Raw genomic sequence first — 25370 nt, 5'->3', positions numbered from 1 at the left:
GAAGGTAGATCCTCGTGAGCACTGTTCTGAAGCGTTTCTCGCTGGTCGGTGTGGCTGTGGCGCTGTTGGCCACCGGATGCGGCACCGGGCCCGCGAAGGCCGGTTCGGCCGCGATCGTCGGTGACCAGGCGGTCACCCTGGAGACCGTCCAGGACCGCACCGTGAAGGTGCTCAAGAAGGAGCCCGCGGCCCAGCAGATGCAGGACCAGGGCAAGCTCGACGGCGTCTCGCGGCTGGTGCTGGCCGACGAGATCACGCACAAGATCGCCGAGGCCGCCGCGCGGCGCGAGAACATCACGGTCGACGAGACCAAGGTGTACGACGCGGTGCAGGAGAAGGGCGGGCCGGTCGAGGCCGCGAAGCAGAGCGAGCAGGACGAGACCACGATCCACCGCCGCCAGCGCGACGTGCTGGTCATGGGCGAGCTCGCGCGCCGCAACCTCTCCACCCTCGAGGTCGTGATCGACTTCTTCCAGGTCAAGGACCCGAAGGAGGCCAGGGAGAAGGCCGCCGAGGTCGTGGCCGACTCCTCGAAGATGTCGAGGTTCGTGCAGGAGGCGCCGCGCACCACCAGCGGCCAGCAGGCGTCGGCGACGAACCAGCGGGTCCGCGTCACCGAGAACCCGTCGCTGGTGCACACGATGCTGTGGGGCGTGAAGCCCGGCACCGTCGTCGCCTTCCCGGCCGACGAGCAGCAGTCCAGCTGGATGGTCGCGCTGGTCAAGGAGCGCAACGAGGTCTCGGCCACGCCCGGCGAGGAGGACCTGCTCGAGCGCATCGACCCGCAGCTGCTCGCCGCGTTCGGCCTGCGGATCGCGCAGTTCCTGACGGCGGACCTGAACATCGAGGTCAACCCCCGCTACGGCGTGTGGGACCCGACCAACGCCCAGGTCGTCGGCAACGCCGGCGAGCGGGCCGGTTTCGTCGGCGTGGCGACGGTGAAGAACAAGTCTTGATCACCGTCGTCGTCCTGAGCGAGCGGCTCGGAGCCGTGCTGCCCGCTGCCGCCCTGCCCGCGCTGCGCACGGCCAAGGCCGTCTACGCGGGCGAGGGCGTGCCCCTGGAAGCCTGGTCGGCGCTGGGCGTCGACGGGCCCGTGCCCGCCGTCGTGGAGGACGGCGCGGTGGTGGTCGCGAGCTCGGCGGAAGGCTGGCCGGACGCCGAGGTGATCACGACGCCGGAGCCGCTGGGCGCCGGGCTGCTCGACGCCGCCGCGGTGATGCACCGGCTGCGCTCGCCGGGCGGATGCCCGTGGGACGCGGAGCAGGACCACGACTCGCTGCGCCAGTACCTCGTCGAGGAGACCTTCGAGCTGCTGGAGGCCATCGAGGACGGCGACCGGGCGGCGATGCGCGAGGAGCTCGGCGACGTGCTCCTGCAGGTGCTGTTCCACGCACGGGTCGCCGCCGAGGACGCCGACGACCCGTTCGACATCGACGCCGTCGCCGGTGAGCTGGTCGCGAAGCTCGTCGGCCGGCACCCGCACGTCTTCGAGGGCAACGACCCCGCGGTGCACGACGCGACCTCCCAGGAGCACCGCTGGGAGGAGCTCAAGCAGGTCGAGAAGAAGCGCGAGTCCAGTGTGGACGGTGTGGCGCTCGGTCAGCCCGCCGTCGCGCTGGCCGCGAAGCTGGTGCAGCGCACCCGGCGCGCCGGGCTCCCGGTCGACCTGCTGCCCGAGGGCGACGACTCGGGCACGACGTTGTTCGCCGTGACCGCGCTGTCCAAGCTCGCGGGGGAGGACCCCGAGACGGAGCTCCGCCAGGTCTGCCGCCGTTTCGCCGCCCACGTGCGGGAGGCGGAGGCCAAGGCGCGGGCCGAAGGTCTTGATTCGCTCGCGGCGGAAGACTGGCGGCGTTTTTGGCCCTCCTGAACCGGTGAGCGTGGGCTAACGTCGATCACGTGACTTACCTGCGGTATCCGCACCTGTGCGGTGACTTGGTGACGTTCGTGGCCGAGGACGACGTGTGGCTCGCCCCCGTCGGCGGAGGGAGGGCCTGGCGCGCGTCCGCCGACCAGGTGCCGGTCCGCACCCCGCGGTTCTCCCCCGACGGCACACACCTGGCCTGGGCCAGCTGGATCGACGGCGCGCCGGAGGTCCGCGTCGCGCCCGTGGACGGCGGTCCCGCACGCCGGTTGACGCACTGGGGCGTCGTCCGGACGGCGTTGTCCGGCTGGACCCCCGACGGCCGCGTCGTCGCCGTGTCGTCGACGGGGCAGATGTCGCGGCACCGCAAGCAGGCCCACGCCGTCCCGCTGGACGGCGGGCCGTCGGAGGTGCTGCCGTACGGGTGGGTCAACGACGTCTCCTTCGGCCCGGACGGCCAGGTCGTCACGTCGTCGAGCTACATGCAGGAACCGGCGTGGTGGAAGCGGTACCGCGGTGGCACCGCGGGCAAGCTCTGGGTCGACGCCGAGGGGTCCGGCGACTTCGTCCGCGTGCTCGCCGACCTGAAGTCGTCGCTGTCGAACCCGATGTGGGTCGACGGCCGCATCGCGTTCCTGTCCGACCACGAGGGCGTCGGCAGCGTGTACTCCGTGCTGCCCGACGGCTCCGACCTCCAGCGCCACACGTCCGGCGAGTTCTACGCCCGCAACGCCTCCACCGACGGCTCGCGGGTGATCTTCCACCAGGCCGGCGAGCTGTGGCTGCTCGACGGCCTGTCCGAGCTGCGCAAGCTCGACATCAAGCTCGGCGGCCCGCGCACCGGCCTGCAACCGCGCCACGTCAAGGCGTCCGGCAACGTCGAGTCGTTCAGCGTCGACCACACCGGGCGCGCGTCGGCCGTCGAGGTCCGAGGCTCCGTGCACTGGGTGACGCACCGCGACGGCCCGGTCCGCGTGCTGACGGACCGCTCCGACGTCCGCGCGCGGCTGCCGAAGGTGCTCGGCGAGACCGGTCACGTGGTGTGGGTGACGGACGTCGAGGGCGAGGAGGCCCTGGAGATCGCGCCCGTCGGCGGCGTCGAGCCGGGCAACACCGCGCGCCGCGTCGCCTCCGGCCGGCTCGGCCGGGTCATGTCGCTCGCCGCCGCGCCGGACGGCTCGCGCGTCGGCGTCGCCACGCACGACGGCCGGTTGCTGTTGGTGGACATCACTTCCGGTGAGGTGCGCGAGGTCGTCCACGGGGCGAACGCGCACATCACGAACCTCGCCTTCTCGCCGGACTCGGCGTGGCTCGCGTGGTCGCACCCCGGCCCGAACCCGTTGCGGCACATCAAGATGGTGAACGCGACGGACCTGTCCGTCGTGGACGTGACGCCGCTGCGGTTCGCCGACTTCGCGCCGACCTTCACCGAGGACGGCAAGTACCTCGCGTTCCTGTCGATCCGCACGTTCGACCCGGTCTACGACGCGCACGTGTTCGACCTGTCGTTCCCGACCGGCTGCCGCCCGCACCTCGTGCCGCTGGCCGCCACGACGCCGTCGCCGTTCGCCCCGACGCACGCCGGGCGCCCGGTCGGCGACGAGGACAAGGACTCCGAGGACGACGACGAGAAGACCCCGGTCACCAAGGTCGACATCGAGGGCCTCGCGGACCGCGTGGTGCCGGTGCCCGTCGAGGCCGCCGAGTACGTGTCGCTGAAGGCGGCCCGCGGTGGCCTGCTGTGGCTGCGCCGGCCGTTGCTCGGCGTGCTGGGCGACACCCTGGCCACACCCGACTCCCGCCCGCCGCGCACGGTGCTGGAGCGGTTCGACTTCGCCAAGAAGAAGACCGAGTGCCTGGCCGAGAGCGCGGAGGCGTTCGCGGTGTCCGGCGACGGCAAGCGGATGGTCGTCGAGGACCGCGGTGACCTGCGGGTCGTGCCGACCGACAGCAAGGCCGACGAGGACTCGGCCGACCACGTGGAGATCGACCTCTCGCGGGTGCGGGTCGTGGTGGACCCCGCTCAGGAGTGGGCGCAGATGTACGCCGAGAACGGGCGGCTCATGCGCGACCACTTCTGGCGCACCGACATGGGCGGCATCGACTGGCAGGGCGAGCTCGACCGCTACCGGCCGCTGGTCGGGAAGGTCGGCAGCCACGACGAGCTGGTCGACCTGCTGTGGGAGGTCCAGGGCGAGCTCGGCACCTCCCACGCGTACGTCTGGGGTTCGCCGCCGCACGTGCCCGCGTCCCGCCGCCAGGGCCTGCTGGGCGCGGACCTCGCCAGGGTCGACGGCTCCTGGGTCGTGCAGCGGGTGATCCCGGGCGAGACCTCCGACCCGCACGCGCGCTCGCCGCTGGCCGCTCCCGGCGTGGCCGTGCGGGCGGGGGACGCGCTGGTGGCGGTCGACGGCCGCCCGGTCGAGCTGGCAGGGCCCGGACCGCTGCTGGTCGGCACCGCCGGGAAGCCCGTCGAGCTGACCGTGCGTCCCGCCGGTGGTGGCGAGCTGCGCCGGGTCGTCGTCGTGCCGCTGGCCGACGAGGAGCCCCTGCGCTACCACGACTGGGTCGCGAACCGCCGTGCGTTCACGCACGCGCAGTCCGGCGGCCGCGTGGGCTACCTGCACGTGCCGGACATGATGGGCGCCGGGTGGGCGCAGCTGCACCGCGACCTGCGGGTGGAGCTGGCGCGCGAGGCGCTGGTGCTGGACGTCCGCGAGAACGGCGGCGGCCACACCTCCCAGCTCGTGATCGAGAAGCTCGGCCGCAAGGTGATCGGCTGGTCGGTGGCCCGCGGTTACACGGCCTCGGAGTCCTACCCGCAGGACGCGCCGCGCGGCCCGGTCGTGGCGGTGGCCGACGAGTACGCGGGCTCCGACGGCGACATCGTCAACGTGGCGATCAAGGAGCTCGGCATCGGTCCCGTGGTCGGCGTCCGGACGTGGGGCGGTGTCATCGGCATCGACATGCTCTACACGCTCGTCGACGGCACGATGGTCACCCAGCCGAGGTACGCGTCGTACTTCAACGGCCACGGGTGGGACGTCGAGAACTACGGCGTGGACCCGGATGTCGAGGTCGTGATGACGCCCGCGGACCGGGTCGCCGGCCGTGACCCGCAGCTGGAGCGAGCCGTGTCGATGGCTCTCGAGTCCCTGTCGGCCACGCCTGCCGCTCACGCTCCGGAGTTGCCGCCACTGAAGTGAACACCCCATCGTGTGACTAAAGAACTGTGACGGACTGTTCCATGTGGACGATCAACCAGGTGGAACAGTCGTCACCGTTCGGGGGTGTGCTGGAGATGAGTCACCGGGAGAAGCCGCGCAGCGGGCGCGGGTGCTTCGGGGCCGTGGTCGTGGTGCCGTTCTTGGCGCTGGGCGGGATGTTCGCCCTCATCGCGTTCGTCGGAGGGCCCGCCGAGACTCCCCTCGTGGCCCCGCCGCCCGTGCAGCCCACCTCGCAGTGGTGGACCGAGCCCTTCGAGACCGGCGTCGCCCTGTCCACCGTCACCGAGACCGTGGTGGTGGAGGGAGCGGCTCGGGCTGCCCGGTCCGGGGCTGCCGCGCCTGCTTCCACCCGGGTTTCGGTGGCCACGGTCACCGAGACGGTTCGGGCGTCGTCCTCGGTTGCGAAGCCTTCGGCCGCGGGTCGCAACGAGCCCGCGCCGTCCGTGGAGGAGTCGGAACCGGTTGTGTCGTCAGCATCCTCTCCGGTGGTCACCACCACCTCGGCTGCTGTGTCCACTGTGGAGGCTCCGCCGCCCGTGGAGGCGCCGCCCTCGTCCTCGCCTCGGGCCGAGAGGTCTGCTCCCGTTGTGACCACGCCTGTCGCGCCTCCCGCGGAGCGGGCTGAGCCCCCTTCCGGGGAAGCTCGGGGCTCCGCCGGCGCGATCGGGACCGGCGTCGCTCGCGGGTGGGCGGCGCGCTACTGCGGGACGCTGGCCCGCGCGTAGGCATCGGCTCCGCTGAACACGTTCTGGCCGTACTCCACGGAGTTGTTGTACGTCAGCACCGCCGCCCACCAGCCCTGGCCGGTACCCAGGTCCCTCGCGCCGCCTCCGCAGAGGTAGCGGGCGGCGGTCAGGGCGGCGTCGTCGATGTTCTGCGGATCCGCCGGGAGGCCGTCGCCCGCCGCTCGCTTCGCCCAGTTGTTCCAGGTGCCCGGGATGAACTGCATCGGGCCCACGGCCCGGTCCCAGGTGGTGTCGCCGTCCAGGCGGCCGCCGTCGGTGTCGCGGATGGCCTTGATGCCGGGGCCGCCGTCCAGTGGGATGCCGATGATCGGGCGCGACGGGAGGCCGTTGGCCTGGAGGCGGGCGCCGTTGATGTTGCCGTGGTGCGACTCGACCCTGCCGATTCCCGCGAGGGTTGCCCAGCTGATGCGGCAGGCCGGGGCCTCTCGCTGCATGGTCAGGTCCGCCGTCGCGTAAGCGTGGAGGGCGCGGACCGGGATGTCCGTCTTGCCGGCCACGCGGGTCGCCCACTCCTCCAGCGGGTTCGGGCTCGCCGTCGAGGTGCCGCCGGGGGACGGGGCGCTGCCCGGGGCGGCCGCACCCGGTTCGACGTCCTGGATGGGCACCAGGAACGGGGGTGGGCCCAGGGGAGCCGCGGACCGGCGGCTCAAGGCGCCCAGGCCCCAGGCGCCCGCGGCCACCACGGCGATCAGCAGGAGCACCAGGACGATGCGGCCGGCGATGTTGCCTGTGCGGTTGCGGCGGACGGGTTCCTTGACGGCAGGCGGCGGGACCACGAGAACCAGGTTACGTGGTCCGTGCTGCTGCCGAAGGGGTGAAACCGGGCGAAACGGCGCTTCCGGTGCGCTGAGGCGCAGGTCAGAGGTGGTTCGGGTGATGCGCCGGACGGCAGGTGGGTCCTGGTTGTGGTCACGGCGAGTACCGGCACCGTCACAGTTCGCCACGGTTGGTCCACAGTGGACGAGTTCGTCAGTTCTCCAGCGCCAGCCGGGCTTTGACCTCGCCGAGCGCCTCCTGGTACTCCGGCGACGGGTTCATCGCGACCGCCATCCGGAGCTGGGCGAGCGCCTCGGGGAGGCGGCCCTGCCGTTGCAACGTCTTGCCGAGCGCGAACCGCGCGTAGTGGTCGCTCGGATCGAGGTCGAGCACCTTCCGGAACGCCTCTTCGGCCCTGTTGAGCTGCGCGGACCCGAGATAGGCCCGCCCGGCGAGCAACTGCACCGAGGGAGCCTCGCCGGCCTCGTCCAGCACCTGCCTCAGCTCGCGCAGCGCGTCGAGGGGCCTGCGCTGCGCCATCAACGCCTCGGCCTTCCGAAACGCCTCGAAGGTGCCGTCCGTCATTCGATCAACGGTACCCACCGCCTGGCGGTTCTTCGACTGCCGTCCGGGCGACAGGACCTGAACGGGTGGACACGGGGCCGACGGGTCCAATTCGGACACGAAAGACCGGTGTTCGGCCTGCGTCCGATCGGGTGGGCCGGGAAGGCGGGAATGCGCACCGGCGTTGTCCTGTTGCATGAGCCTGCGCTTCTCACTGATGGGTCCGGTACGAGCCTGGCGCGACGACGAGGAGATCGACCTGGGCCCGCGCCAGCAACGGGCCGTGCTGGCGGCGTTGCTGCTGAACAACGGCCTGCGCCTGAGCAACGAACAGCTGGTCCGGATGGTCTGGGACGACCCCACGCCGAGTGCGGTGATGGCCCTGCGGACGTACATGTACAAGATCCGCAAGGCGATCCCCGAGCTCGACCTGAGGTCGAAGGACGGCGGCTACACCCTCGAGGCCGAGATCTTCGACGACTGCCGCGACGAGCCGCTCGCGGGGCTGACCGGCACCTACTTCGAGGCGCACCGGGTGCGGCTCGGCAACGAGCGGCTCCAGTGCCGTGAGATCTTCCTCGAACGCGAGCTGGACGTGCTGGAGCTGCAGAAGCACGTCGCCGCGTACCCGTTGCGCGAACACCCGCGCGCTTTGCTGATGCGTGCCCTCTACCGCGACGGCAGGCAGGTCGAGGCGCTGGAGCAGTTCCACGAGATGCGCGTGCTGCTGAACGACGAGCTCGGCCTCGAACCTGGTCCTGAGCTGCGCGAGGTGCACGAGCAGATCCTCCGGGGCGAGCTCACGCTGTCGCGCAGGCCCGAGCAGCTGCCGCCCGGCGTCGAGGACTTCACCGGCCGCACCGCCGAGATCGAGCAGGCGCTGAGGACGTTGCCGCGCACGGTCGGCATCGCGGGCATGCACGGCAGCGGCAAGACCGCGCTGGCCGTGCACATCGGCCACCTCGTCAAGCACCGGTTCCCGGACGGGCAGATCTTCGTGCGCGGGCACGACGTCGCGAACGAGTTGCTGCGCGCGGTCGGCGTGGAGAACCCCGTGGGCGACAAAGCCGCGCTGTGGCGGGAGAAAGCGCGCGGCAAGCGGTTCCTGGTCGTCGTCGACGACCTGCAGGACCCGGCCTCGGTGCGGGACCTGCACGTGCCCGGTTCCGCCCTGGTCCTGACCAGCGTCCGGCGGTGGAACGAGCTGTCCGGCGTGACGTGGCTGACGATCGCCGGGCTCTCGGTGCCCGAGGCGCACGAGTTCTTCCACAAGGTCGTCGACCCCGCCAGGACCGCGGGGGAGCCGGAGCTCGTGGCGCGGGTCCTCGCCCGCGTCTCGCACCTGCCGACCCCGATCCGCGTGCTCGGCGGCAAGCTCGGCAGCCGCCCGCGCTGGACGGTGGCGATGCTGCTGAGGCAGATGGAGCGGGACACCGTGCTCGGCGAGGCGGTGCCGTCGGACTGCCGCGCGGTGCTCGCGCCGATGGTCAAGGCCGACCGGCAGCTGACCGAGGAGCAACGGCACCTGCTCGACTGCTTCGCCCGGCAGGACGCCGAGGTGGTCGACGTGTGCGAGGCGGCGCGGCTGGGCGGTAGTGACATCTCGACCATCGAACCGCTGATGGAGGCGCTGGCGGACGTGCACCTGATCGAGCCGCTGGAGCTCGGCCGGTACCGCGTCCCGTCGTACGTGCGGATCTACTTCTCACTCCGCTCACCCGCGCTGACCGGCTGATTCATCTGGAATTTATGGCGCGACGACGAGGCGTCGGCAAGGTCGTGGACATGTCAACGAAGAAGTTCCACGGCAAGAAGGCCCTCGTCACCGGCGCCACCTCGGGCATCGGCCGCGCCGTCGCGGTCAAGCTCGCGCAGGAGGGCGCCACCGTCTACGTCACCGGCCGCCGCGCCGAGCTCGGCAAGGAGACCGTCGAGCTCATCGAGCAGGCCGGCGGCACCGGTCACTTCGTCGTCGCCGACGTCGGTGACCTCGACGACGTCCGCAAGCTGGCGCAGGAGGTCGGCGACGTCGACGTCCTCGTCAACAACGCGGGCATCTTCCCGTTCTCGCCGACCCCCGAGCAGTCCGTCGAGGACTACGACAGGGTGTTCGCCGTCAACGTCCGCGGCACGTACTTCCTCACGGCCGCCCTCGCCCCCGCGATGGTCGCCAAGGGCAAGGGCGTGATCGTCAACGTCTCGTCGGTGGCGGGCCAGCTCGGCTCGCCGGTCGGGTCCGTCTACCACGCCTCGAAGGCCGCGATGGACGGCCTCACCAGGTCGTGGGCCAGCGAGTTCGGCGGCTCCGGCGTCCGCGTCAACTCCGTCGCGCCCGGCCCGATCCGCACCGAGGCGGCCGTGACGCAGGCCGGCGAGATCTTCGAGCAGTTCGCGAACGTCGTGCCGCTCGGCCGGGCCGGTGAGGCCGAGGAGATCGCGGAGACCGTCGTGTTCGTCGCCTCCGACGGCGCCGGCTTCATCAACGGCGCCGTGATCAACGTCGACGGCGGCCTCGTCACCGTCTAGTGGGGCCGGACAGCAGCAGGCTGACGGACGAGGGCGACTCGACGTGCACGTTGTGGCCCAGGCCGGGGAACGCCACCGGCTCGGGCACCAGCTCCTCCAGGTGCTCCCGGGGGCTCATCGGGTCGTTCTCGCCCGCCGCCAGCACGACGTGGGCCTGCGAGGCCATGACCAGCCCGGCCATGTCCGGCCGGCCCACGCCGAAGGCCCTCATGTCCAGTGAGGGCGTCCACCCGCCGTCCACTTCGGACACCCCGTGCGCGATCGGCACACCCGCCATCTTCGAGGCCCGCTGCACCGCCTCGTCCCGCGTCTCGAAGACCTTCGCCGGCTTCTGGGCGAGTGACGCGGCCTTCGCCAGCTCTTCGTCGGTCCACCGGACCTTGATCCCGATCCCGACGCACGTCCTCACGTCGACGCCGAACCACCCGCTCGCGAGCGTCAGCCCGACGACTCCGCCCAGCGAGTGCCCGACGACCGTGACGGGCTCGCGGGGGACCACCTCCGCGACGGCGGCGGCGATCGAACCGAACGAGTACCGGTCGAGAGGCGCGCTCCGGCCGTGACCGGGCAGGTCGGGGACGAGCCAGCTCCCGCTCCACCCGGCGACGACGTCCTGCCACACCTCGCCGGTCGCGCCCAGCCCGTGCAGCAGCACCAGCAACGGCCCGTTCCCACCACGTTCGACATGAAGCACGTCAGAATCCGTTCTATGCCCAGGACCGATGCCGACCTCATCGTCGACCCGGACACGTATACCTCGGGAGTCCCGCACGACGCACTGACCCGGCTGCGCGAAAAGGACGTGGTGCGGATCGACGACTTCTGGGCGGTCTTCCGCCACGACGACGTCCGCACGGTCCTGCGCACGCCCGCCGTCTTCTCCTCGCACCGCGGCGCCACCCAGATCCGCGACCCGAGGCCCGCCGACCTCGCCTACGTCCAGCGCATGATGCTGAACCAGGACCCGCCCTCGCACACCCGGCTGCGCCGCATGCTGACCAGGGCGTTCACGCCCCGCGCGGTCGCACGCCTGGAGGACGGCATCCGCGAGAACGCCCGCTCGATCGTCGCGGGCCTGACCGGCGACTTCGCCGCCGACGTCGCCGACCTCCCGCTGCTGACGCTGGCCGACGTCTTCGGCGTCCCGCGGTGCGACAGAGCGCTGCTCCACGACTGGAGCAACCGCGTGATCGGCTTCCAGGACGCCGAGTACGCGCTGTCGTCCAGCTCGACCGAGGGCATGACCGGCATGGCGCTGGCCGCGCTGGAGCTGCGCCCCTCCGACGGCCGCGACCCGCGCGCCCGCGACGGCATGCCCGACCTCTACGCCTACGCGCACGCGTTGGCGGAGCACAAGCGCTCGTCTCCGGGGGACGACGTGCTGAGCAACCTCATGCGGGAGGACATCTCGCCGGAGGAGTTCGAGAACCTCTTCTGGCTGTTCTCGGTGGCGGGCAACGAGACCCTGCGCAACGGCATCCCCGGCGGCCTGATCGCCCTGCTCTCGCACCCGGACCAGTACGAGCGCCTGCGCGCCGACCGCTCACTGCTCCCGACGGCGGTCGAGGAGATGCTGAGGTGGTGGACGCCGGTCATGCACTTCCGGCGCACGGCCGTGCAGGACACCTCGCTGTCCGGGCAGGAGATCAGGGCGGGGGACAAGGTCGTCGTCTGGTTCTCCTCCGCCAACCGCGACGAGCGCGTCTTCACCGAGCCGGACCGGTTCGACGTGGGCCGGCGGGAGGCCGACCACCTGAGCTTCGGCCACGGCCCGCACTTCTGCCTGGGCGCGCAGCTGGCCCGGGCCCAGATGCGCGCGGTGTTCGACGCCGTCCTCGACCTGCCCGGCCGGCTGGAGCTCGACGGCGAGGTCAGCCGGCTGCGGTCGAACTTCCAGAACGGCGTGAAGCACCTGCCCGTTCGTCTACGCTGACCGCGCCGTTCGTCCAGGACCCTGAGAATCGGACGCGGGTTCCGGCCGAGAAGGCGCGGTTCCCACCCACCTCGCCTTCTGGCACGATTCAGACGACAGGCGCGAGGGCACCACTGTGATCTGACGGTGTCGAGCCCCAGCCGGTCACCTGGCCCAAGTAGGCTCGTCGCGAGACGAGACGCAGGAGAAACAGGGAGCGCAAGTGGCGGTCATCGAGCAGGTCGGAGCACGCGAGATCCTGGACTCTCGCGGCAACCCCACCGTCGAGGTCGAGGTGGCGCTGGACGACGGCACGCTGGAGCGTGCGGCTGTTCCGTCGGGCGCGTCCACCGGTGAGCACGAGGCGGTGGAGCTGCGGGACGGCGACGCCAAGCGGTACCTGGGCAAGGGCGTCGAGCGCGCGGTCACCGCGGTGCTCGACGAGATCGGCCCCGAGCTGGTCGGCATCGAGGCCGTCGAGCAGCGCGTCGTCGACCAGAAGCTCGTCGACCTCGACGGCACGCCGGACAAGGGCCGCCTGGGCGCCAACGCGATCCTCGGCGTGAGCCTCGCGGTCGCGAAGGCGGCGGCGACCTCCAGCGGCCTGGAGCTGTTCCGGTACGTCGGTGGCCCGAACGCGCACGTGCTGCCGGTGCCGATGCTGAACATCCTCAACGGTGGTTCGCACGCCGACACCGAGGTGGACATCCAGGAGTTCATGATCGCGCCGATCGGCGCGGAGACGTTCCGCGAGGGCCTCCGCTGGGGCACCGAGGTCTACCACGCGCTGAAGTCCGTGCTGAAGAGCAAGGGCCTCGCGACGGGCCTGGGTGACGAGGGCGGGTTCGCGCCCAGCCTCGCCAGCAACCGCGACGCGCTCGACCTCATCCTCGAGGCCATCGAGAAGGCCGGTTACCGGCCGGGCCGCGACGTCGCGCTCGCCCTCGACGTGGCCGCCACGGAGTTCTTCGCAGACGGCGCCTACACGTTCGAGAAGAACAAGCGCTCCGCCGAGCAGATGATCGGCTACTACTCGGAGCTGGTCCGCGACTACCCGATGGTGTCGATCGAGGACCCGCTGTCCGAGGACGACTGGGACGGCTGGGTGCAGATGACCGCCGAGCTGGGCGAGAAGGTCCAGATCGTGGGCGACGACCTGTTCGTCACGAACCCGGAGCGCCTGGAGGAGGGCATCTCCCGCCGCGCCGCCAACGCGCTGCTGGTGAAGGTCAACCAGATCGGCACGCTGTCCGAGACGCTCGACGCGGTCTCGCTGGCCACGTCGTACGGCTACAAGTCGATGATGTCGCACCGTTCCGGCGAGACCGAGGACACGACGATCGCCGACCTCGCCGTCGCGACCGGTGCCGGTCAGATCAAGACCGGTGCTCCGGCGCGTGGTGAGCGCACCGCGAAGTACAACCAGCTCCTGCGCATCGAGGAGAGCCTCGGCGACGCGGCGCGCTATGCGGGTGAGCTCGCGTTCCCGCGCTACACGCCGGAGAGCTGAGAAGCTGAGGCATGGCCGAGCGCGCGCGTCGTCCCCGTCGCCCCCGCGAAGAGCGGGAGGCGAGGCCCGCACGCGCGCGCAAGCCTCCGCGTCCGAAGGCGCCCGCGCGGCGTGGTGACGGCACGGGTGGCGCGTTCGGCATGACCGGCACGCGGCGGGCCGCGATGTTCGCGATGGTGCTGTGCGCACTGGCGTTGAGCATCGCGGTCCCGTTGCGCACCTACCTCTCGCAGCGCGACGAGCTGCGGGACGTGGGCGCGGAGCAGCAGAAGCTGCGCGAGACCGTCGCGGCGCTCGAGAAGCGCAAGGCGGAACTGCAGGACCCGGCGTACGTGGAGATCGAGGCGCGCAAGCGGCTGCACTGGGTGCGGCCGGGCGAGACTCCCTACATCGTGCAACTGCCGGGTGACGAGAGTCGCAACACCGAATCGGAGAGGCCGTCGGGCAAGCCCGCGGCACAAGGGTCTTGGTACGAGGAACTGTGGGAATCGGTGACGCACAAGTAAGTGCTGCTGACCTGGAAACGGTCGCTCAGCAGCTGGGCCGCACGCCTCGCGGGACACGTGCGATCGCCTCGAGGTGCCCCAGCGGGCACCCGAACGTCGTGCAGACGGCGCCGCGGCTGCCCGACGGCACGCCGTTCCCGACGCTGTACTACCTGACCTGCCCGAAGCTGAACTCCCTGGTCAGCACGCTGGAGAGCGGCGGGCTGATGAAGGAGCAGCAGGACCGGCTGGCGCACGACGAGGAGCTCGCGGCGGCCTACCGGCGCGCGCACGAGTCGTACCTCGCCGAGCGCGACGCCATCGAGTCGCTCGGCACCCAGGTGACCGCCGGCGGGATGCCGGTCCGGGTCAAGTGCCTGCACGTGCACGTCGCGCACGCCCTCGCGAAGGGTCCCGGCGTGAACCCGATGGGCGACGAAGCGCTGGCCGTCCTGGGCGAGCAGGGCCTGTGGCCCACCGGCGACTGCGCGGTCCGTTAACGGTCAACGGAACCGAACACACGCTTAACTCCGTCTTGGGTACACCTAGGCTTCTCCGTGGGGCAGGGTGGAACAGGTCACGGACTGGGGCGTTCGCCGTAACTGCGAGACGGCGAGCCGCGATGACGCACGAGAGGTGAGTATTCGTGGCAATGGCCAAACTGCGCGGTCCGTCGGCGTTAAGTCCCAGGCAAAAGGGCTTCGCCGTGGCGGCGCTGGCCGCGATGCTCGCGCCGGCCATGATCGTCGGTACCAAGCTCGTCGACTGGGTCAACCTCGCCAAGCACGATGACATCGCTGTCTCGCTCGGCCCCGCCGACGTCTTCGGCGCCCTGCACCGCGACCCCGCCGAGCTCGGCGCGTCCGGCCGGCTGCCGCTCTCGGAGGAGCTGAGCGCCGCGCTGCTCGCCGACCTGGAGGACGGCGACCTCGACGACGAGGGCGACATCGACCCCGGCCTCGTGCTCGACGACATCCCCGGCGTGCACGACATCCCCGGTGTCGTCCTGGAGGCCTACCTCCGCGCCGAGGACAAGATGGGCGAGCTCGTCCCGGGCTGCAACCTCGACTGGGCGTTGCTCGCGGGCATCGGCAAGGTCGAGTCCAACCACGCCGGCAACGGCCGCGTGAACGCCGTCGGCGACGCCACCCCCAAGATCCTCGGCCCGGTCCTCAACGGCGCCCCCGGCATGGCCGCGATCCGCGACACCGACGGCGGCCGCCTCGACGGCAACAGCACCTGGGACCGCGCGGTCGGCCCGATGCAGTTCATCCCCGAGACGTGGGCGAGCTTCGGCGGCGACCTGAACGACGACGGCAACGTCAACCCGAACAACATCTACGACGCCGCCCTGGGCGCCGGCCGCTACCTGTGCGCGGGCGGCGGCGACCTCAGCAAGCAGGGCGACCGCGCCGCGGCGATCTTCCGCTACAACAGGTCCGACTCGTACGTCCAAACGGTCCTCAAGTGGGCCAAGGAGTACGGCGAGAACGTCGACGCGCTCCCGCTGCTCCCGGACACGGGCAACAACCGGCAGGAACCCACGCCGGGCAACCCGAACACGGGCAACCCGCCGGCCAACGGCAACGGCGGCACCACCAACCCGTCGAGCCCGACGACGACCACCACGACCACCACCACGACGACGACGCCGAACTGCCCGACGACCACGACGTCGACCACCAGCTCCACCACGACGTCGACGACCACGTCGACCACGCCACCGCCGTCCACCTGCACCACGACGACCACGACCACCACGTCGTCGACCACCACGACCACGACGACCACCACGACGACGACCAACCCGCCGCAGACGGAGCCCACGGCCCCGCCGCAGCAGTCCTCGTCGTCGGTGGCCTCGCAGTCGTCCACCGCCCAGTCGTCGACCGCCCAGTCGTCCGCCGCGCAGTCGTCCGCCGCCGACAGCGGCAGCAGCCCGGCGGGAACGACCTCGCAGAGCTTGGTCACGAGCACGCCCAGCTAGTGCGGCGTGTCGCGTTGGGACGCTTCCAAGTCGTACCTCGTTCGGGGCGATTCGGGCAGAAACGTTGGGGCGGAAGGGATCTGAGGCCCTAGCTTCGCTCCCATGCCGAAGCGCAACTCGAGCGTGGCAGGCCGGGAGTTCGGCAATGGCGTCCGGGACGCCATCGAGCAGAGCGGCATGACCCAGCGCAGACTCGCCGAACTCCTGGACTGGCAGGAAGCCAAGGTCTCCGACCTCGTGCAGGGCAAGGGCGGCGTCACCGAAACCGACCTGGTGCGCCTGCTCTCCTACTGCCGCGCCCCGTCCGCCGACGTCGAGCACATGCTCGCGTTGTTCAAGGAGTCACGCGAAAAGGGCTGGCTGCTCTTCCCCGAGGACGGCGTGCCGGAACAACTGCGCAGCCTGGTGGAGCAGGAGCAGCTCGCCAGCAGGATCACCGTCTGGTCGATGAACCTGATCCCGGGGCACCTCCAGATCGCGAGCTACATCCGCGAGGTCGCGCAGAGATCGGCCCGAAAGCTCAAGCCGGCAGACGTCGACGACCTGATCAGAGCGAAGCTGGGGCGCCAGGAGATCCTGCGGCCGGGCAGGGAGTTCGTCTTCTACGTGCACGAGCAGGCACTACGGCTCCCGGTCGGCGGCCAGGACGTGATGCGGCCACAGTTGAACCACATCAACGTGATGCTGGTCCGCCAGTACATCAGCTTCCGGGTCGTGCCGATCGCCGTCGGCGCACATGCGGGCCTGGCCAGTTCGTTCGTGCGGCTGGACTACGACAGGTTCGAGCCGGTCGTCTACGTGGAGAGCCACAACACCGGTCTCTTCCTCGAGGACAAGGCGTCGATCGACAGCTACGACGATGTGTTGAGGGGGCTGGATCGTGACGCCTTGGACGCGGAACAATCGAGGAGGCTGATCAACAGCATGCTGTCCTGAGGAGGCGTTCCGGATGTCGACCTGGCGCAAGAGCAGCTACAGCGCGAGCGGAAGCGACTGCGTGGAGGTCGGTCACGGAGTCGGCATCCGCGACAGCAAGGCCCCCGCCACGCACCTGCCCGTGTCGGAAGAGGCGTGGTCGGCGTTCCTGCACCTCGTGAAAGCCCCGTGAGCCTCTGGCGTTCGGGACCGATTGCAGGAAGAGGAAGAGAGAGGCGTTGGTCATGCGGTTGACCGCGGTGCAGGTGGGCTACTTCGAGGATTACGAGGACGAGGAGGCGCTCTAGGTAGCGGTCGCGGGCGTTGACGAGTCTGGAACTCACCGTTCCTTTTCGTTTCAGCGATCCTCGTTTGATGAGCCTGACGAGCAAGATGTAGAGAATGACATGGACTCCTACAACATCTCGACGGAGCGAGGGGCCACGGTCCACGATGGGCTGCGTGCGGTGCAGCTCGTCGGCCCGCAACTGTCCCTTGATTTCCTTCCCGAGGACGCTGAGGCGTTGGGAGTTGACGCAGCAGTCGAGGTCGACTTCACTGGTGTGAATGTTGACCTGGCCGTTTTCTGGTCCAAGCTGACGAACATCTTGGAGTGGGTGCTGTGAAGAAGCGGCCGGAAATCCGCGGACTTGGGCCGACGGATGCGCCGTCGATCTAATGGCCGACTGCTTTCCGGCTCTCGCTGACATTTGATCGGTGGGACCTGGTCATATTGCTTCGGCAGCCCGCCTATCCGTTCGGTGTGAGCTGTTTCGATGCGATCATTCGATCTGCATGTGTCAACAGCTTCGTCACTTGCAGATTCTGCTGTGATGCGTAACCGCCGACGGTATCCGCGAGAACAAGGCGTGGACGAGTCAGAATCCTTCCTTCGATGCCGATCCCGAGGTGAGTCTGTGAAGATCTACGTGACGTCGCGCCAGTCGTCGACGCTGGATCTGTGGGCGAGTTTGCTGCGCTCCGACTCCGCGGTGATCGAGTTCGTGGACGAAAGCCGCCGCACGGTCCAGGCTGACGTGCTCGTCATGTCCGGGGTGTGGGCGTTCGATCGCTATGGTGGACGGCCGGACAGGGAGAAGGCGCAGATCCTGCCGAATTTGCGAGGAGACGGTCTGCCGAGTTGGATCGTAGTGCCGCCATTTCGACCGGTTGTGGAAAGCAATGGAGAAATCATCGTCAGAGAGGACTTCGAGCAAGTGAGTCCGGCTTATCATGCCGTACTCCAATCGCTCCGCGCGATTAGGGATAAGTTTGGTTGCTCTGTCGAACTGGTGTTGGGTTTGCCTCTTTTGGGAATGGATAATCCGCTGGACGAATCCACTCCTGCCTCGGTGGCGCAGGCCATCCAGGTGTTCATGCGGGAGTAATTGATGAATGGGTCGCCGGAATCTTGCTCCGGCGAGCCACTTCCGTGTGCCCTATGTGCACCGATGGCAGTTATCGGAAGCATGGCCTCGAAGCTCTGTCAAGTGGTGACAAGGACGCGCCAGGCGTGCAGGGTCCGACCAATGATGCCGGTGACAAGTGCGGATGCCACATATGTCCTGCTGCAGTGCCTGGCGCGAAGGCGCGACCAAGACGGCCGCAAGGAAACTGGATCACCGATCACCAGGGGGCAACTAAACTCGTCAACGATGCCCCGTTCGAGGTATATCAGACGGGCTACCCGCACTGTTGGGCATGTGCAAGGGAACAGGCCGGAGTGGTCACGCAGATGAACCGAGGAAACTATGAATTTGACATTGAACCATGATGATGAGTTGCTCATTGGTGGAGCGATGCTTTTCATCGACCATGGTCTCGTCATCGTCGAGGATCCGCAGAGCTCCTACCTGCACGACTGGGACCCTTCCGGCGAGTATGTAAGTGTCGGTCCTGACTCGCTCTATCTGTCGGTTCAGCCGTCGGTGGACGGGCCGGTCAAGATGGGAATCTTCAACTCTGATTCCGGGCATGATGACGGTGTTGTGTACTTCGATGGCGAGATCACTGTCAGCTCCGGGGTAATCGTTGTGCATGACGCTAATGATGTGCTTCGGTTTACTGTTCGCAAACCGAAAGGGCCGGTTGGAATCAGGGTTCTGGTGGATGAGGGAGGGCTCGCAACCAAAATGAAGATACTCTTTCTGTCCTGACGGTTAATGCGTATTTTCCGGGCGCCCTGCCTGTGCTTGAATAGGACGCCTGGGGATGAAGTGGCTGGTCTCTGGTCACCTGAAGCACGAAGTTCGCCGGGGTGAAACTTTGGCAACCTGGCGGTGGCGTCCCGTCACTTGGCGCCTTCGGAGAAATATCCATTCTGGTATCCGGACGAGAAGCGGTGGGTCTTCGCCAAGGAGTTGCGCGCCGGAAGCCTTCTGTAGACCGATTCTAAATCGTCTGGGCAGGTCAAGTCGGTCTCGTCATGGACAGCAGTCGAGCGGGCGCTGTTTCAGTGCTCAACCACAACAAGTCCAGTGACATCTGCCCGCTCTGCCGGGTGTCACCCAAAGAACGGGGTGCCGATGAACCGGAGAACGGCCTCGACCGGTGAACTTCCCCGAGAATGAAGAGCTTGACGGTCGGCTCACTTCGGCAACCTCGATCGGGTGAACGACTTCTCGGAGTCTCATGTGGGCACGCACAGCGTCGGGTTTCGGATCGATGCTCCGCAGGACTGGATCGATCAGAACGCGGAGATCTGGGAGGGATACGCCGACCAGGTCGAGTACGTGATCCACAACTCTCAATTCGGTGAACTGAATCAATTCCCAAGGTCACCGTGGACTCCAGGAACGAAGTAGTCTGCGCCCGAACTGGGACCGAGGAGGGCCGGCGGATGGTGCGAGATGTCTGAAGCCAGTTGGAGCAGGTATGACCTCCTGCAGGCCACGGTGACCGGACATCAGGCCTATGGACTCGTGCTGAGCACTGAAGACGGGCTCAGGGCGTTCATCGAGGACGCGTACGTGGCAGATGGTCCTATCAACCGGGATGACTGGCCGGAGGTGGGTGCCGAACTCACCGCGATGGTGCTGGGCGCCACTCGCGACGAACGCCTTCGTCTCAGTTCCCGGGCGAGTGACCTGGAACTGGTGCGATCGGTACCGGACGTGTCAGCCGCAATGGGGGCATGGGCCGAGTACCGAGGGACGGAGCCCAGAAGCCAGGCGGCGGCGGATAGCTTCCTCGCTACACCTGGTGCCGCTGGTGTCCTCGAATGGGTGCTGAAGCAGCCGCGCAGCTGGCGTGGCCGCACAGAAGCCGAATGGCTTATCGCGCGGATCAGTTCGGATCGGCGCGCCTCGATGTGGCCCGACGGCTTGACCTGAAGAAGAGGTGCTCGGACGTCGCCTGTCGGCGTCCGAGCGCGGGCCGGTTCGAGTTGGCCCTGCGCTCGCTCGACGCGTGACATCACACCGTTCGATACCGGTGAATTGAGCGGCGCGTGACCGCGGTTCTCGGCAAGGTGCGGGGCGTGCTCAGGCCTGGCTACCCGATCGAGACCGACCGCCTCCTGCTCCGCCCCTTCCAGCCCACCGACCCCGACGACTTCCACGCCTACCGCTACCTCTACGGCGACCAGTCACCAAAGGGTAGTGCGCCGGCCTCCTGGCCGAGCTCACCGCGGACCACCAGCTGACCAAGGCCGGTGAACGGCTGGCGCTGGCGGTCCACCTCCCCGAAGCGGACCGGGTGATCGGCAGCGCGGTGCTCAAGTGGCTGAGCGAGACCGACCGCCAGGGCGAGATCGGCTACAGCCTCCACCCCGGTTTCCAGGGCCGCGGCTACGCCACCGAGGCCGCGCGCAAGATGCTGGAGCTCGGCTTCGAGCACCTGGGCCTGCACCGGATCGTCGCCGAGTGCGACCCGCGCAACGAGCCGTCGTGGCGCCTGATGGAACGCCTCGGCATGCGCAGGGAGGCGCACTTCCGGGAACTGGAGATCTTCAAGGGCGAGTGGGGCGACCTCTTCGTCTACGCGGTGCTGGAGGAGGAGTACGCGCGTGCTCGCGCCTGAGCGAGGTCTTCGAGGGCGAGTGGGCCGACAGCTTCGTGTGCGCGATGCTTGCCGAAGACCACCGAAGAACCACTGAGGAGTGCCCATGTCGCGGGTTGCGGCCATCGACTGCGGAACCAACTCGATCCGGCTGCTGATCGCCGACGTGACGAGGCGGGAGGACGGCACCGCCTGGCTGCGGGACGTGCACCGCGAAATGAAGATCGTTCGGCTCGGTCAGGGCGTGGACGCGACCGGGCGGTTGCACCCGGACGCGATCGAACGCACGCGGCAGGCGTTGCTCGACTACGCGCGCACGATGCAACGCAAGGGCGTGGAGGTCGCACGGATGGTCGCGACCAGTGCGACGCGGGACGCGAGCAACCGCGACGAGTTCTTCGGGATGACCGAGCAGATCCTCGGCGCACCCGCGGAGGTGATCACCGGGGACGAGGAGGCGAGGCTGTCCTACCTCGGCGCGGTGGCCGATCTCGACTCGGACGAGGGGCCCTTCCTCGTCACCGACCTGGGTGGTGGTTCGACCGAGTTCGTCCTCGGCAGCGGCTCGGAGGTCGAGGCGGCGAGGTCGATGGACATCGGGTGCGTCCGTCTGACGGAGCGGTTCCTGCACTCCGATCCGCCGAAGAAGGATGAAATCGAACAAGCGGAAGCGTTTGCGCGAGCCGCGATCCGTGAGGCATTCGAGATCGTCCCCGTGGAGAAGGCGAAGACGTGGATCGGGGTCGCCGGGACGGTGACGACATTGTCAGCCCTGGTCCAGGGGCTGGAGGTGTACAACAGCGACGATATTCACCTCAGCCGCATCACACTTGACAATGTTCACGAAATCACCGACCGTATCCTCTCCATGACGCATGATGATCGTGCCTCGTTGGGGCCCATGCACCCCGGCCGAGTGGACGTGATCTGCGGTGGAGCGGTGGTGTTGCGCGCGATTGCCGAGGAGCTGGAGAATCGCGCGGGTATTCGCACGCTCGTGTGCAGCGAGCACGACATCCTCGACGGCATCGCGTTTTCGCTGGTCTGAGCTCGAATTAGGGTTTGCTTGAGGTGATCGTGACAATTTTGTGACCGATTTCGATGCGCGTACTGCTGGACACCCCGGTTAACGTCCTCTCACGTTTTGGGAGGTGGACGAGACCTCCCGGGGAGGCGCGCGCACGCAATATCTGCGGCGGCGCCGGGGAAAGGCGGGAGAGACTGATGTCGCGATCACGGGTTGCGTGGGTGGCTTTGCCAGCCGCGCTCGCCATGACGCTCAGCGCATGCGGCGGCGGTGGTGGTAGCTCCTCCACCGGAGAGGGCAAGGCCAACCCGGACGGCACGGTGTCGATCTACGGCACCGAGCCCAAGAGCACGCTGTTCCCGGCCAACACGACCGAGGCCGGCGGTGGCAAGGTCACCGACGCGCTGTTCTCGCGTCTGGTCGGCTACAAGGCGGAAGACGGCGCGCCCTACAACCTGATGGCCGAGTCGATCACCACGAGTGACGCCAAGGTCTACAACATCAAGGTCAAGCAGGGCTGGAAGTTCCACGACGGCACCGAGGTCAAGGCGAAGAACTTCGTCGACGCCTGGAACTGGGCCGCGTACGCGCCGAACGCTCAGCAGGCGGCATCGTTCTTCGCCCCGATCCAGGGCTTCGAGGACGTCCACCCGGCCGACGAGAACGCCAAGCCGGCCAAGGACAAGATGTCCGGCCTCGAGCTGGTGGGCGACTACGAGTTCAAGGTCACCCTCAACGGCCCGACCTCGGTCTTCACGACGATGATCGGCTACACGCCGTTCGCGCCGATGGCCGACTCGTTCTTCGCGGACCCGAAGGCCGCCGAGGCCAAGCCGATCGGCAACGGCCCGGTCAAGTTCGTCTCCCGCACGCCGAACGCGCTGATCAAGATGGAGCGCTTCGACGACTACAAGGGCCAGGACAAGGTCAACTTCAAGACCTTGGACTACAAGATCTACTCCTCCCAGGAGACCGCGTACCAGGACCTGGTCGCGGGCAAGCTGGACTTCATGGAGGCCCTGCCCCCGTCGGCCAAGGTCGGCGAGAAGTACAAGGCCGACCTCGGTGACGCCGTCGTGACCGCGAACCTGCTCGGCCAGAGCGCCATCGCGTTCCCGCAGTACATCGACGCGTTCAAGAACGTGAAGCTGCGCCAGGCCGTCTCGATGGCCATCAACCGGGAGCAGATCACGAAGACCGTGCTGGCCGGCTCGTACGTGCCGTCCACCAGCTTCGTCTCGCCCGGCATCAAGGGCTACCGCCCCGACACCTGCGGCGAGTACTGCAAGTACAACCCCGAGAAGGCGAAGCAGCTCTTCCAGGAGTCCGGCTTCACCGGCAAGCTGACCATCCAGTCCAACCAGGACGGCGGCCGCAAGGAGCCGCTCGAGGCCGCGTGCAACAGCATCAAGCAGGCCCTGGGCGTCGAGTGCGAGTTCGTCGGTGCCACCAACTTCGGTGCGTTCCGCCAGATCGTCGACGGCAAGCAGCTGACCGGCATGAGCCGTTCGGACTGGTCGGCCGACTACCCGTCGATCGAGAACTTCCTCAACCCGCTGTACCGCACCGGTGGCTCCTCGAACGACTCGAACTACTCGAACCCCGAGGTCGACGCCCTTCTGAAGAAGGCCGACGAGACGGCGAACGAGGACGAGGCGATCAAGCTCTACCAGCAGGCGGAGGACCTCATCGCGAAGGACCTGCCCTCCATGCCGACCTGGAACGAGAAGGGCATCGGCGGCCGTTCGAAGAACCTGCTCGAGGCCAAGATGTCGTTCAAGCGTCAGCCTGTGCTGGAGTCTTTCCGCGTCAAGGCCTGATCGCCTGACACCTGAGTTCTGGGCAACACCGTCCGGCCCCGCGTCCCTCGAGCGTTACGGGCGCGGGGCCGGACCGGTGTCCGGGAACCTCGGGTGCCCCCCACCACGCAAGGAGCCGACCTCATGGGTCGCTATGTGCTGCGCCGTCTGCTGCAGCTGATACCGGTCTTCCTGGGGACCACCTTCCTGATCTACGCCCTGGTCTGGGCGATCCCGCAGGACCCCTTCGCGGGCAAGTGCGGCCAGCGGCCGTGCGATCCGGCCTACATCGCCGAGATGAGCGAGAAGCTCAACCTCAACGACCCGTTGCTGCTCCAGTACTTCAAGTACCTCGGCAACCTGGTCGTCGGTGACTTCGGCACCACCTTCAACGGCGTCTCCGTCGGCGAGCAGATCAGCACCTCGTGGCCGATCACGCTCAAGATGGGCATCATCGCGCTGATCATCGAAGCCGTCATCGGCATCATCGCCGGTGTCCTCACCGGTCTGCGCAAGTCGGGCTTCCTGGACAACCTCGTCCTGGTCTCGACCCTGTTCCTGATCTCGCTGCCGGTCTTCGTCACCGGTTTCGTGCTGCGGCTCTACCTCGGCCCGCAGGGCTTCGACCTCATGGACACCTCGGTCAGCTCCGATCCGACGTTCGGGGAGCTGATCCTGCCCGGCTTCGTGCTCGGCAGCCTGTCGATGGCCTACGTGGCCCGCCTGACCCGCTCCAGCATCGTCGAGAACCGGCGCGCCGACTACGTGCGCACGGCCATCGCGAAGGGGCAGCCGCAGAGCCGCGTCGTCGGCATCCACCTGCTGCGCAACTCGCTGATCCCGGTGATCACGTTCCTCGGCACCGACCTCGGCAGCCTCCTCGGCGGCGCGATCGTCACCGAGGGCGTCTTCAACATCAACGGCATCGGCGGCCTGATCTTCCGCGGCATCCAGGAGAAGGAAGGCGTCATGGTCACGGGCATCGTGACCCTGCTGGTGCTGGTGTACCTGCTGATGAGCCTGCTCGTCGACCTCCTGTACGCCGTTCTCGACCCGAGGATTCGCTATGAGTGACCCAGGATCCGTGTCCGGTGGAGCCGGACTCGAGGCGTCCGCGGCGGCCGGTGTCGACCAGGCCAGCCACCTCGACGACTCGTCGCAGAAGCAGCGCAAGCCCCGGTCGCTCTGGAGCGACGCGTGGGGTGAGCTGCGGCGCAAGCCCACGTTCATCATCTCGCTGGTGATCATCGCGGTCATCGTCCTGATGGCGATCTGGCCGACGCTGTTCACGTCGGTCGACCCGCGTGCCGCGAACCTCGACAAGTCGCTGCAGTCGCCGTCCGGCGACGCGTGGTTCGGCTACGACCTGCAGGGCTACGACGTCTACGCCCGCGCGATGCACGGCGCCCGCGCGTCGCTGCTCGTCGGCCTGTTCGCGACGCTGCTGACCGTGCTGATCGGCTCGATCATCGGCATCATCGCGGGCTACGCGAAGACGTGGCTCGACTCGCTGCTCTCGCGGTTCGGCGACATCTTCGCCGGCATCCCGTTCGTGCTCGGTGCGATCGTCATCCTGACGACGCTCAACGCGCCGTCGGAGAACCCCGGCCAGGTCCGGATCATCACGCAGGTGGTGCTCTCGATCGCCGTGCTGTCGTGGCCCGTCGCGATGCGCATCATGCGTTCCGCGACGCTCGTGGCGAAGCAGCAGGACTACGTGCGTGCCGCGCGTGGCCTCGGTGCCTCGCCGCTGCGGATCGTGTTCCGGCACCTGCTGCCGAACACCGTGGCGCCCGTGCTGGTGTACGCGACGATCGCCCTGGGTGCCTTCATCGGCGCCGAGGCGACGCTGGCGTTCCTCGGCATCGGCCTGCGTCCGCCGGTCGTGTCGTGGGGCGTGATGATCTCGGAGTCGCGCGACTACTTCCAGTCGGCTCCGCACATGCTGCTGTTCCCCGCGGGCTTCGTCACGATCACCGTGCTGGCCTTCGTCATGCTGGGTGACGCCGTTCGCGACGCCCTCGACCCCAAGTCCCGATAGGGGAGATCC

At 68.5% G+C, this 25370-nt stretch carries 25 protein-coding genes and 1 pseudogene; 22 read left to right on the top strand and 4 right to left on the bottom strand.

What is annotated here, in order from left to right; translation table 11 throughout:
- The first annotated feature begins 14 nt into the window (after positions 1 to 14).
- The 3 genes from V1227_RS24510 to V1227_RS24500 are packed head-to-tail and all read left to right on the top strand — an operon-like array spanning position 15 to position 5073.
- On the top strand, positions 15 to 956 hold the full coding sequence (locus V1227_RS24510) for a hypothetical protein (RefSeq protein WP_329787853.1): 942 nt from the start codon (positions 15 to 17) through the stop codon (positions 954 to 956).
- Entirely contained in the window at positions 953 to 1873 is a 921-nt protein-coding gene (locus V1227_RS24505; protein WP_329787852.1) for a MazG family protein, read from the top strand. Before V1227_RS24510 ends, V1227_RS24505 begins: the two co-directional genes overlap by 4 nt.
- A 29-nt stretch (positions 1874 to 1902) precedes the next feature.
- Positions 1903 to 5073, top strand: coding sequence for a S41 family peptidase (locus V1227_RS24500; protein WP_329787851.1), 3171 nt, complete (start codon positions 1903 to 1905; stop codon positions 5071 to 5073).
- Between the two features lie 100 nt (positions 5074 to 5173).
- Here the strand turns inward: V1227_RS24500 and V1227_RS24495 are convergent, their stop codons facing one another.
- The 3 genes from V1227_RS24495 to V1227_RS24485 form a co-directional block, all read right to left on the bottom strand.
- Positions 5174 to 5611: a hypothetical protein gene (locus V1227_RS24495; protein ID WP_329787850.1), complete on the bottom strand. Its 438-nt coding sequence runs from the start codon at positions 5609 to 5611 to the stop codon at positions 5174 to 5176.
- Between the two features lie 180 nt (positions 5612 to 5791).
- Complete coding sequence (locus V1227_RS24490) at positions 5792 to 6616, bottom strand: lytic murein transglycosylase (RefSeq protein WP_329787849.1); 825 nt, start codon at positions 6614 to 6616, stop codon at positions 5792 to 5794.
- Between the two features lie 193 nt (positions 6617 to 6809).
- On the bottom strand, positions 6810 to 7181 hold the full coding sequence (locus V1227_RS24485) for a tetratricopeptide repeat protein (protein ID WP_236220440.1): 372 nt from the start codon (positions 7179 to 7181) through the stop codon (positions 6810 to 6812).
- 196 nt (positions 7182 to 7377) lie between these two features.
- Between V1227_RS24485 and V1227_RS24480 the strand changes: the two genes are divergently transcribed.
- Positions 7378 to 8895, top strand: a complete 1518-nt coding sequence (locus V1227_RS24480) for an AfsR/SARP family transcriptional regulator (RefSeq protein ID WP_329787848.1) — start codon at positions 7378 to 7380, stop codon at positions 8893 to 8895.
- Positions 8896 to 8945: 50 nt separating this feature from the next.
- Positions 8946 to 9686 (top strand): SDR family NAD(P)-dependent oxidoreductase, encoded by a 741-nt coding sequence (locus V1227_RS24475; RefSeq protein WP_329787847.1) that lies wholly within the window; start codon positions 8946 to 8948, stop codon positions 9684 to 9686.
- On the opposite strand, the gene V1227_RS24470 is transcribed toward V1227_RS24475, so the two are convergent.
- Complete coding sequence (locus V1227_RS24470) at positions 9676 to 10380, bottom strand: alpha/beta fold hydrolase (protein ID WP_329787846.1); 705 nt, start codon at positions 10378 to 10380, stop codon at positions 9676 to 9678. The genes V1227_RS24475 and V1227_RS24470 overlap by 11 nt on opposite strands.
- Positions 10381 to 10395: 15 nt before the next feature.
- On the opposite strand from V1227_RS24470, the gene V1227_RS24465 reads away from it, so the two are divergent.
- The 17 genes and pseudogenes from V1227_RS24465 (at position 10396) to V1227_RS24385 (ending at position 25361) form a co-directional block, all read left to right on the top strand.
- Positions 10396 to 11619: a cytochrome P450 gene (locus tag V1227_RS24465; RefSeq protein ID WP_329787845.1), complete on the top strand. Its 1224-nt coding sequence runs from the start codon at positions 10396 to 10398 to the stop codon at positions 11617 to 11619.
- Between the two features lie 202 nt (positions 11620 to 11821).
- Positions 11822 to 13108, top strand: coding sequence for a phosphopyruvate hydratase (gene eno / locus V1227_RS24460; protein ID WP_236220435.1), 1287 nt, complete (start codon positions 11822 to 11824; stop codon positions 13106 to 13108).
- An 11-nt stretch (positions 13109 to 13119) separates the two neighbouring features.
- The gene (locus V1227_RS24455; protein ID WP_236220434.1) at positions 13120 to 13614 is read left to right on the top strand and encodes an FtsB family cell division protein; all 495 of its coding nucleotides are present in this window, start codon (positions 13120 to 13122) and stop codon (positions 13612 to 13614) included.
- Positions 13596 to 14093, top strand: a complete 498-nt coding sequence (locus V1227_RS24450; RefSeq protein ID WP_329794097.1) for a DUF501 domain-containing protein — start codon at positions 13596 to 13598, stop codon at positions 14091 to 14093. Before V1227_RS24455 ends, V1227_RS24450 begins: the two co-directional genes overlap by 19 nt.
- A gap of 152 nt (positions 14094 to 14245) precedes the next feature.
- Entirely contained in the window at positions 14246 to 15580 is a 1335-nt protein-coding gene (locus V1227_RS24445; RefSeq protein ID WP_329794096.1) for a lytic transglycosylase domain-containing protein, read from the top strand.
- A 102-nt stretch (positions 15581 to 15682) separates the two neighbouring features.
- Positions 15683 to 16516, top strand: a complete 834-nt coding sequence (locus tag V1227_RS24440) for a helix-turn-helix domain-containing protein (RefSeq protein WP_329787844.1) — start codon at positions 15683 to 15685, stop codon at positions 16514 to 16516.
- 13 nt (positions 16517 to 16529) lie between these two features.
- Positions 16530 to 16688 (top strand): DUF397 domain-containing protein, encoded by a 159-nt coding sequence (locus tag V1227_RS24435; protein WP_236220432.1) that lies wholly within the window; start codon positions 16530 to 16532, stop codon positions 16686 to 16688.
- Positions 16689 to 16830: 142 nt separating this feature from the next.
- Positions 16831 to 17121 (top strand): annotated as a pseudogene (locus tag V1227_RS24430) (Imm10 family immunity protein); the annotation flags it as partial.
- A 291-nt stretch (positions 17122 to 17412) separates the two neighbouring features.
- Positions 17413 to 17883: a hypothetical protein gene (locus tag V1227_RS24425; protein ID WP_329787843.1), complete on the top strand. Its 471-nt coding sequence runs from the start codon at positions 17413 to 17415 to the stop codon at positions 17881 to 17883.
- 363 nt (positions 17884 to 18246) lie between these two features.
- A complete protein-coding gene (locus V1227_RS24420; RefSeq protein ID WP_329787842.1) occupies positions 18247 to 18651 on the top strand; it encodes a hypothetical protein in 405 nt (134 codons plus the stop codon).
- 693 nt (positions 18652 to 19344) lie between these two features.
- On the top strand, positions 19345 to 19827 hold the full coding sequence (locus V1227_RS24415; protein ID WP_329787841.1) for a hypothetical protein: 483 nt from the start codon (positions 19345 to 19347) through the stop codon (positions 19825 to 19827).
- Between the two features lie 116 nt (positions 19828 to 19943).
- On the top strand, positions 19944 to 20138 hold the full coding sequence (locus tag V1227_RS24410) for a hypothetical protein (protein WP_329787840.1): 195 nt from the start codon (positions 19944 to 19946) through the stop codon (positions 20136 to 20138).
- 53 nt (positions 20139 to 20191) lie between these two features.
- A complete protein-coding gene (locus V1227_RS24405; RefSeq protein WP_329787839.1) occupies positions 20192 to 20515 on the top strand; it encodes a GNAT family N-acetyltransferase in 324 nt (107 codons plus the stop codon).
- 85 nt (positions 20516 to 20600) lie between these two features.
- Positions 20601 to 21542, top strand: a complete 942-nt coding sequence (locus tag V1227_RS24400) for a Ppx/GppA phosphatase family protein (RefSeq protein ID WP_329787838.1) — start codon at positions 20601 to 20603, stop codon at positions 21540 to 21542.
- Between the two features lie 176 nt (positions 21543 to 21718).
- Entirely contained in the window at positions 21719 to 23341 is a 1623-nt protein-coding gene (locus V1227_RS24395) for a peptide ABC transporter substrate-binding protein (RefSeq protein ID WP_329787837.1), read from the top strand.
- A 123-nt stretch (positions 23342 to 23464) separates the two neighbouring features.
- Positions 23465 to 24394 (top strand): ABC transporter permease, encoded by a 930-nt coding sequence (locus V1227_RS24390; RefSeq protein ID WP_090099939.1) that lies wholly within the window; start codon positions 23465 to 23467, stop codon positions 24392 to 24394.
- Positions 24387 to 25361 carry an ABC transporter permease gene (locus V1227_RS24385; protein WP_236220425.1) on the top strand — a complete coding sequence of 325 codons (975 nt, stop codon included), beginning with the start codon at positions 24387 to 24389 and terminating at the stop codon, positions 25359 to 25361. The genes V1227_RS24390 and V1227_RS24385 overlap by 8 nt, the downstream gene beginning before the upstream one ends.
- Positions 25362 to 25370: the final 9 nt, after the last annotated feature.

This window comes from Lentzea sp. DG1S-22 (assembly GCF_036321065.1).
In the GTDB taxonomy this organism is placed as follows: domain Bacteria; phylum Actinomycetota; class Actinomycetes; order Mycobacteriales; family Pseudonocardiaceae; genus Lentzea; species Lentzea jiangxiensis.
The sequence above is the reverse complement of the archived record's forward strand: the minus strand, read 5'-3'. Positions and strand labels throughout refer to the sequence as shown.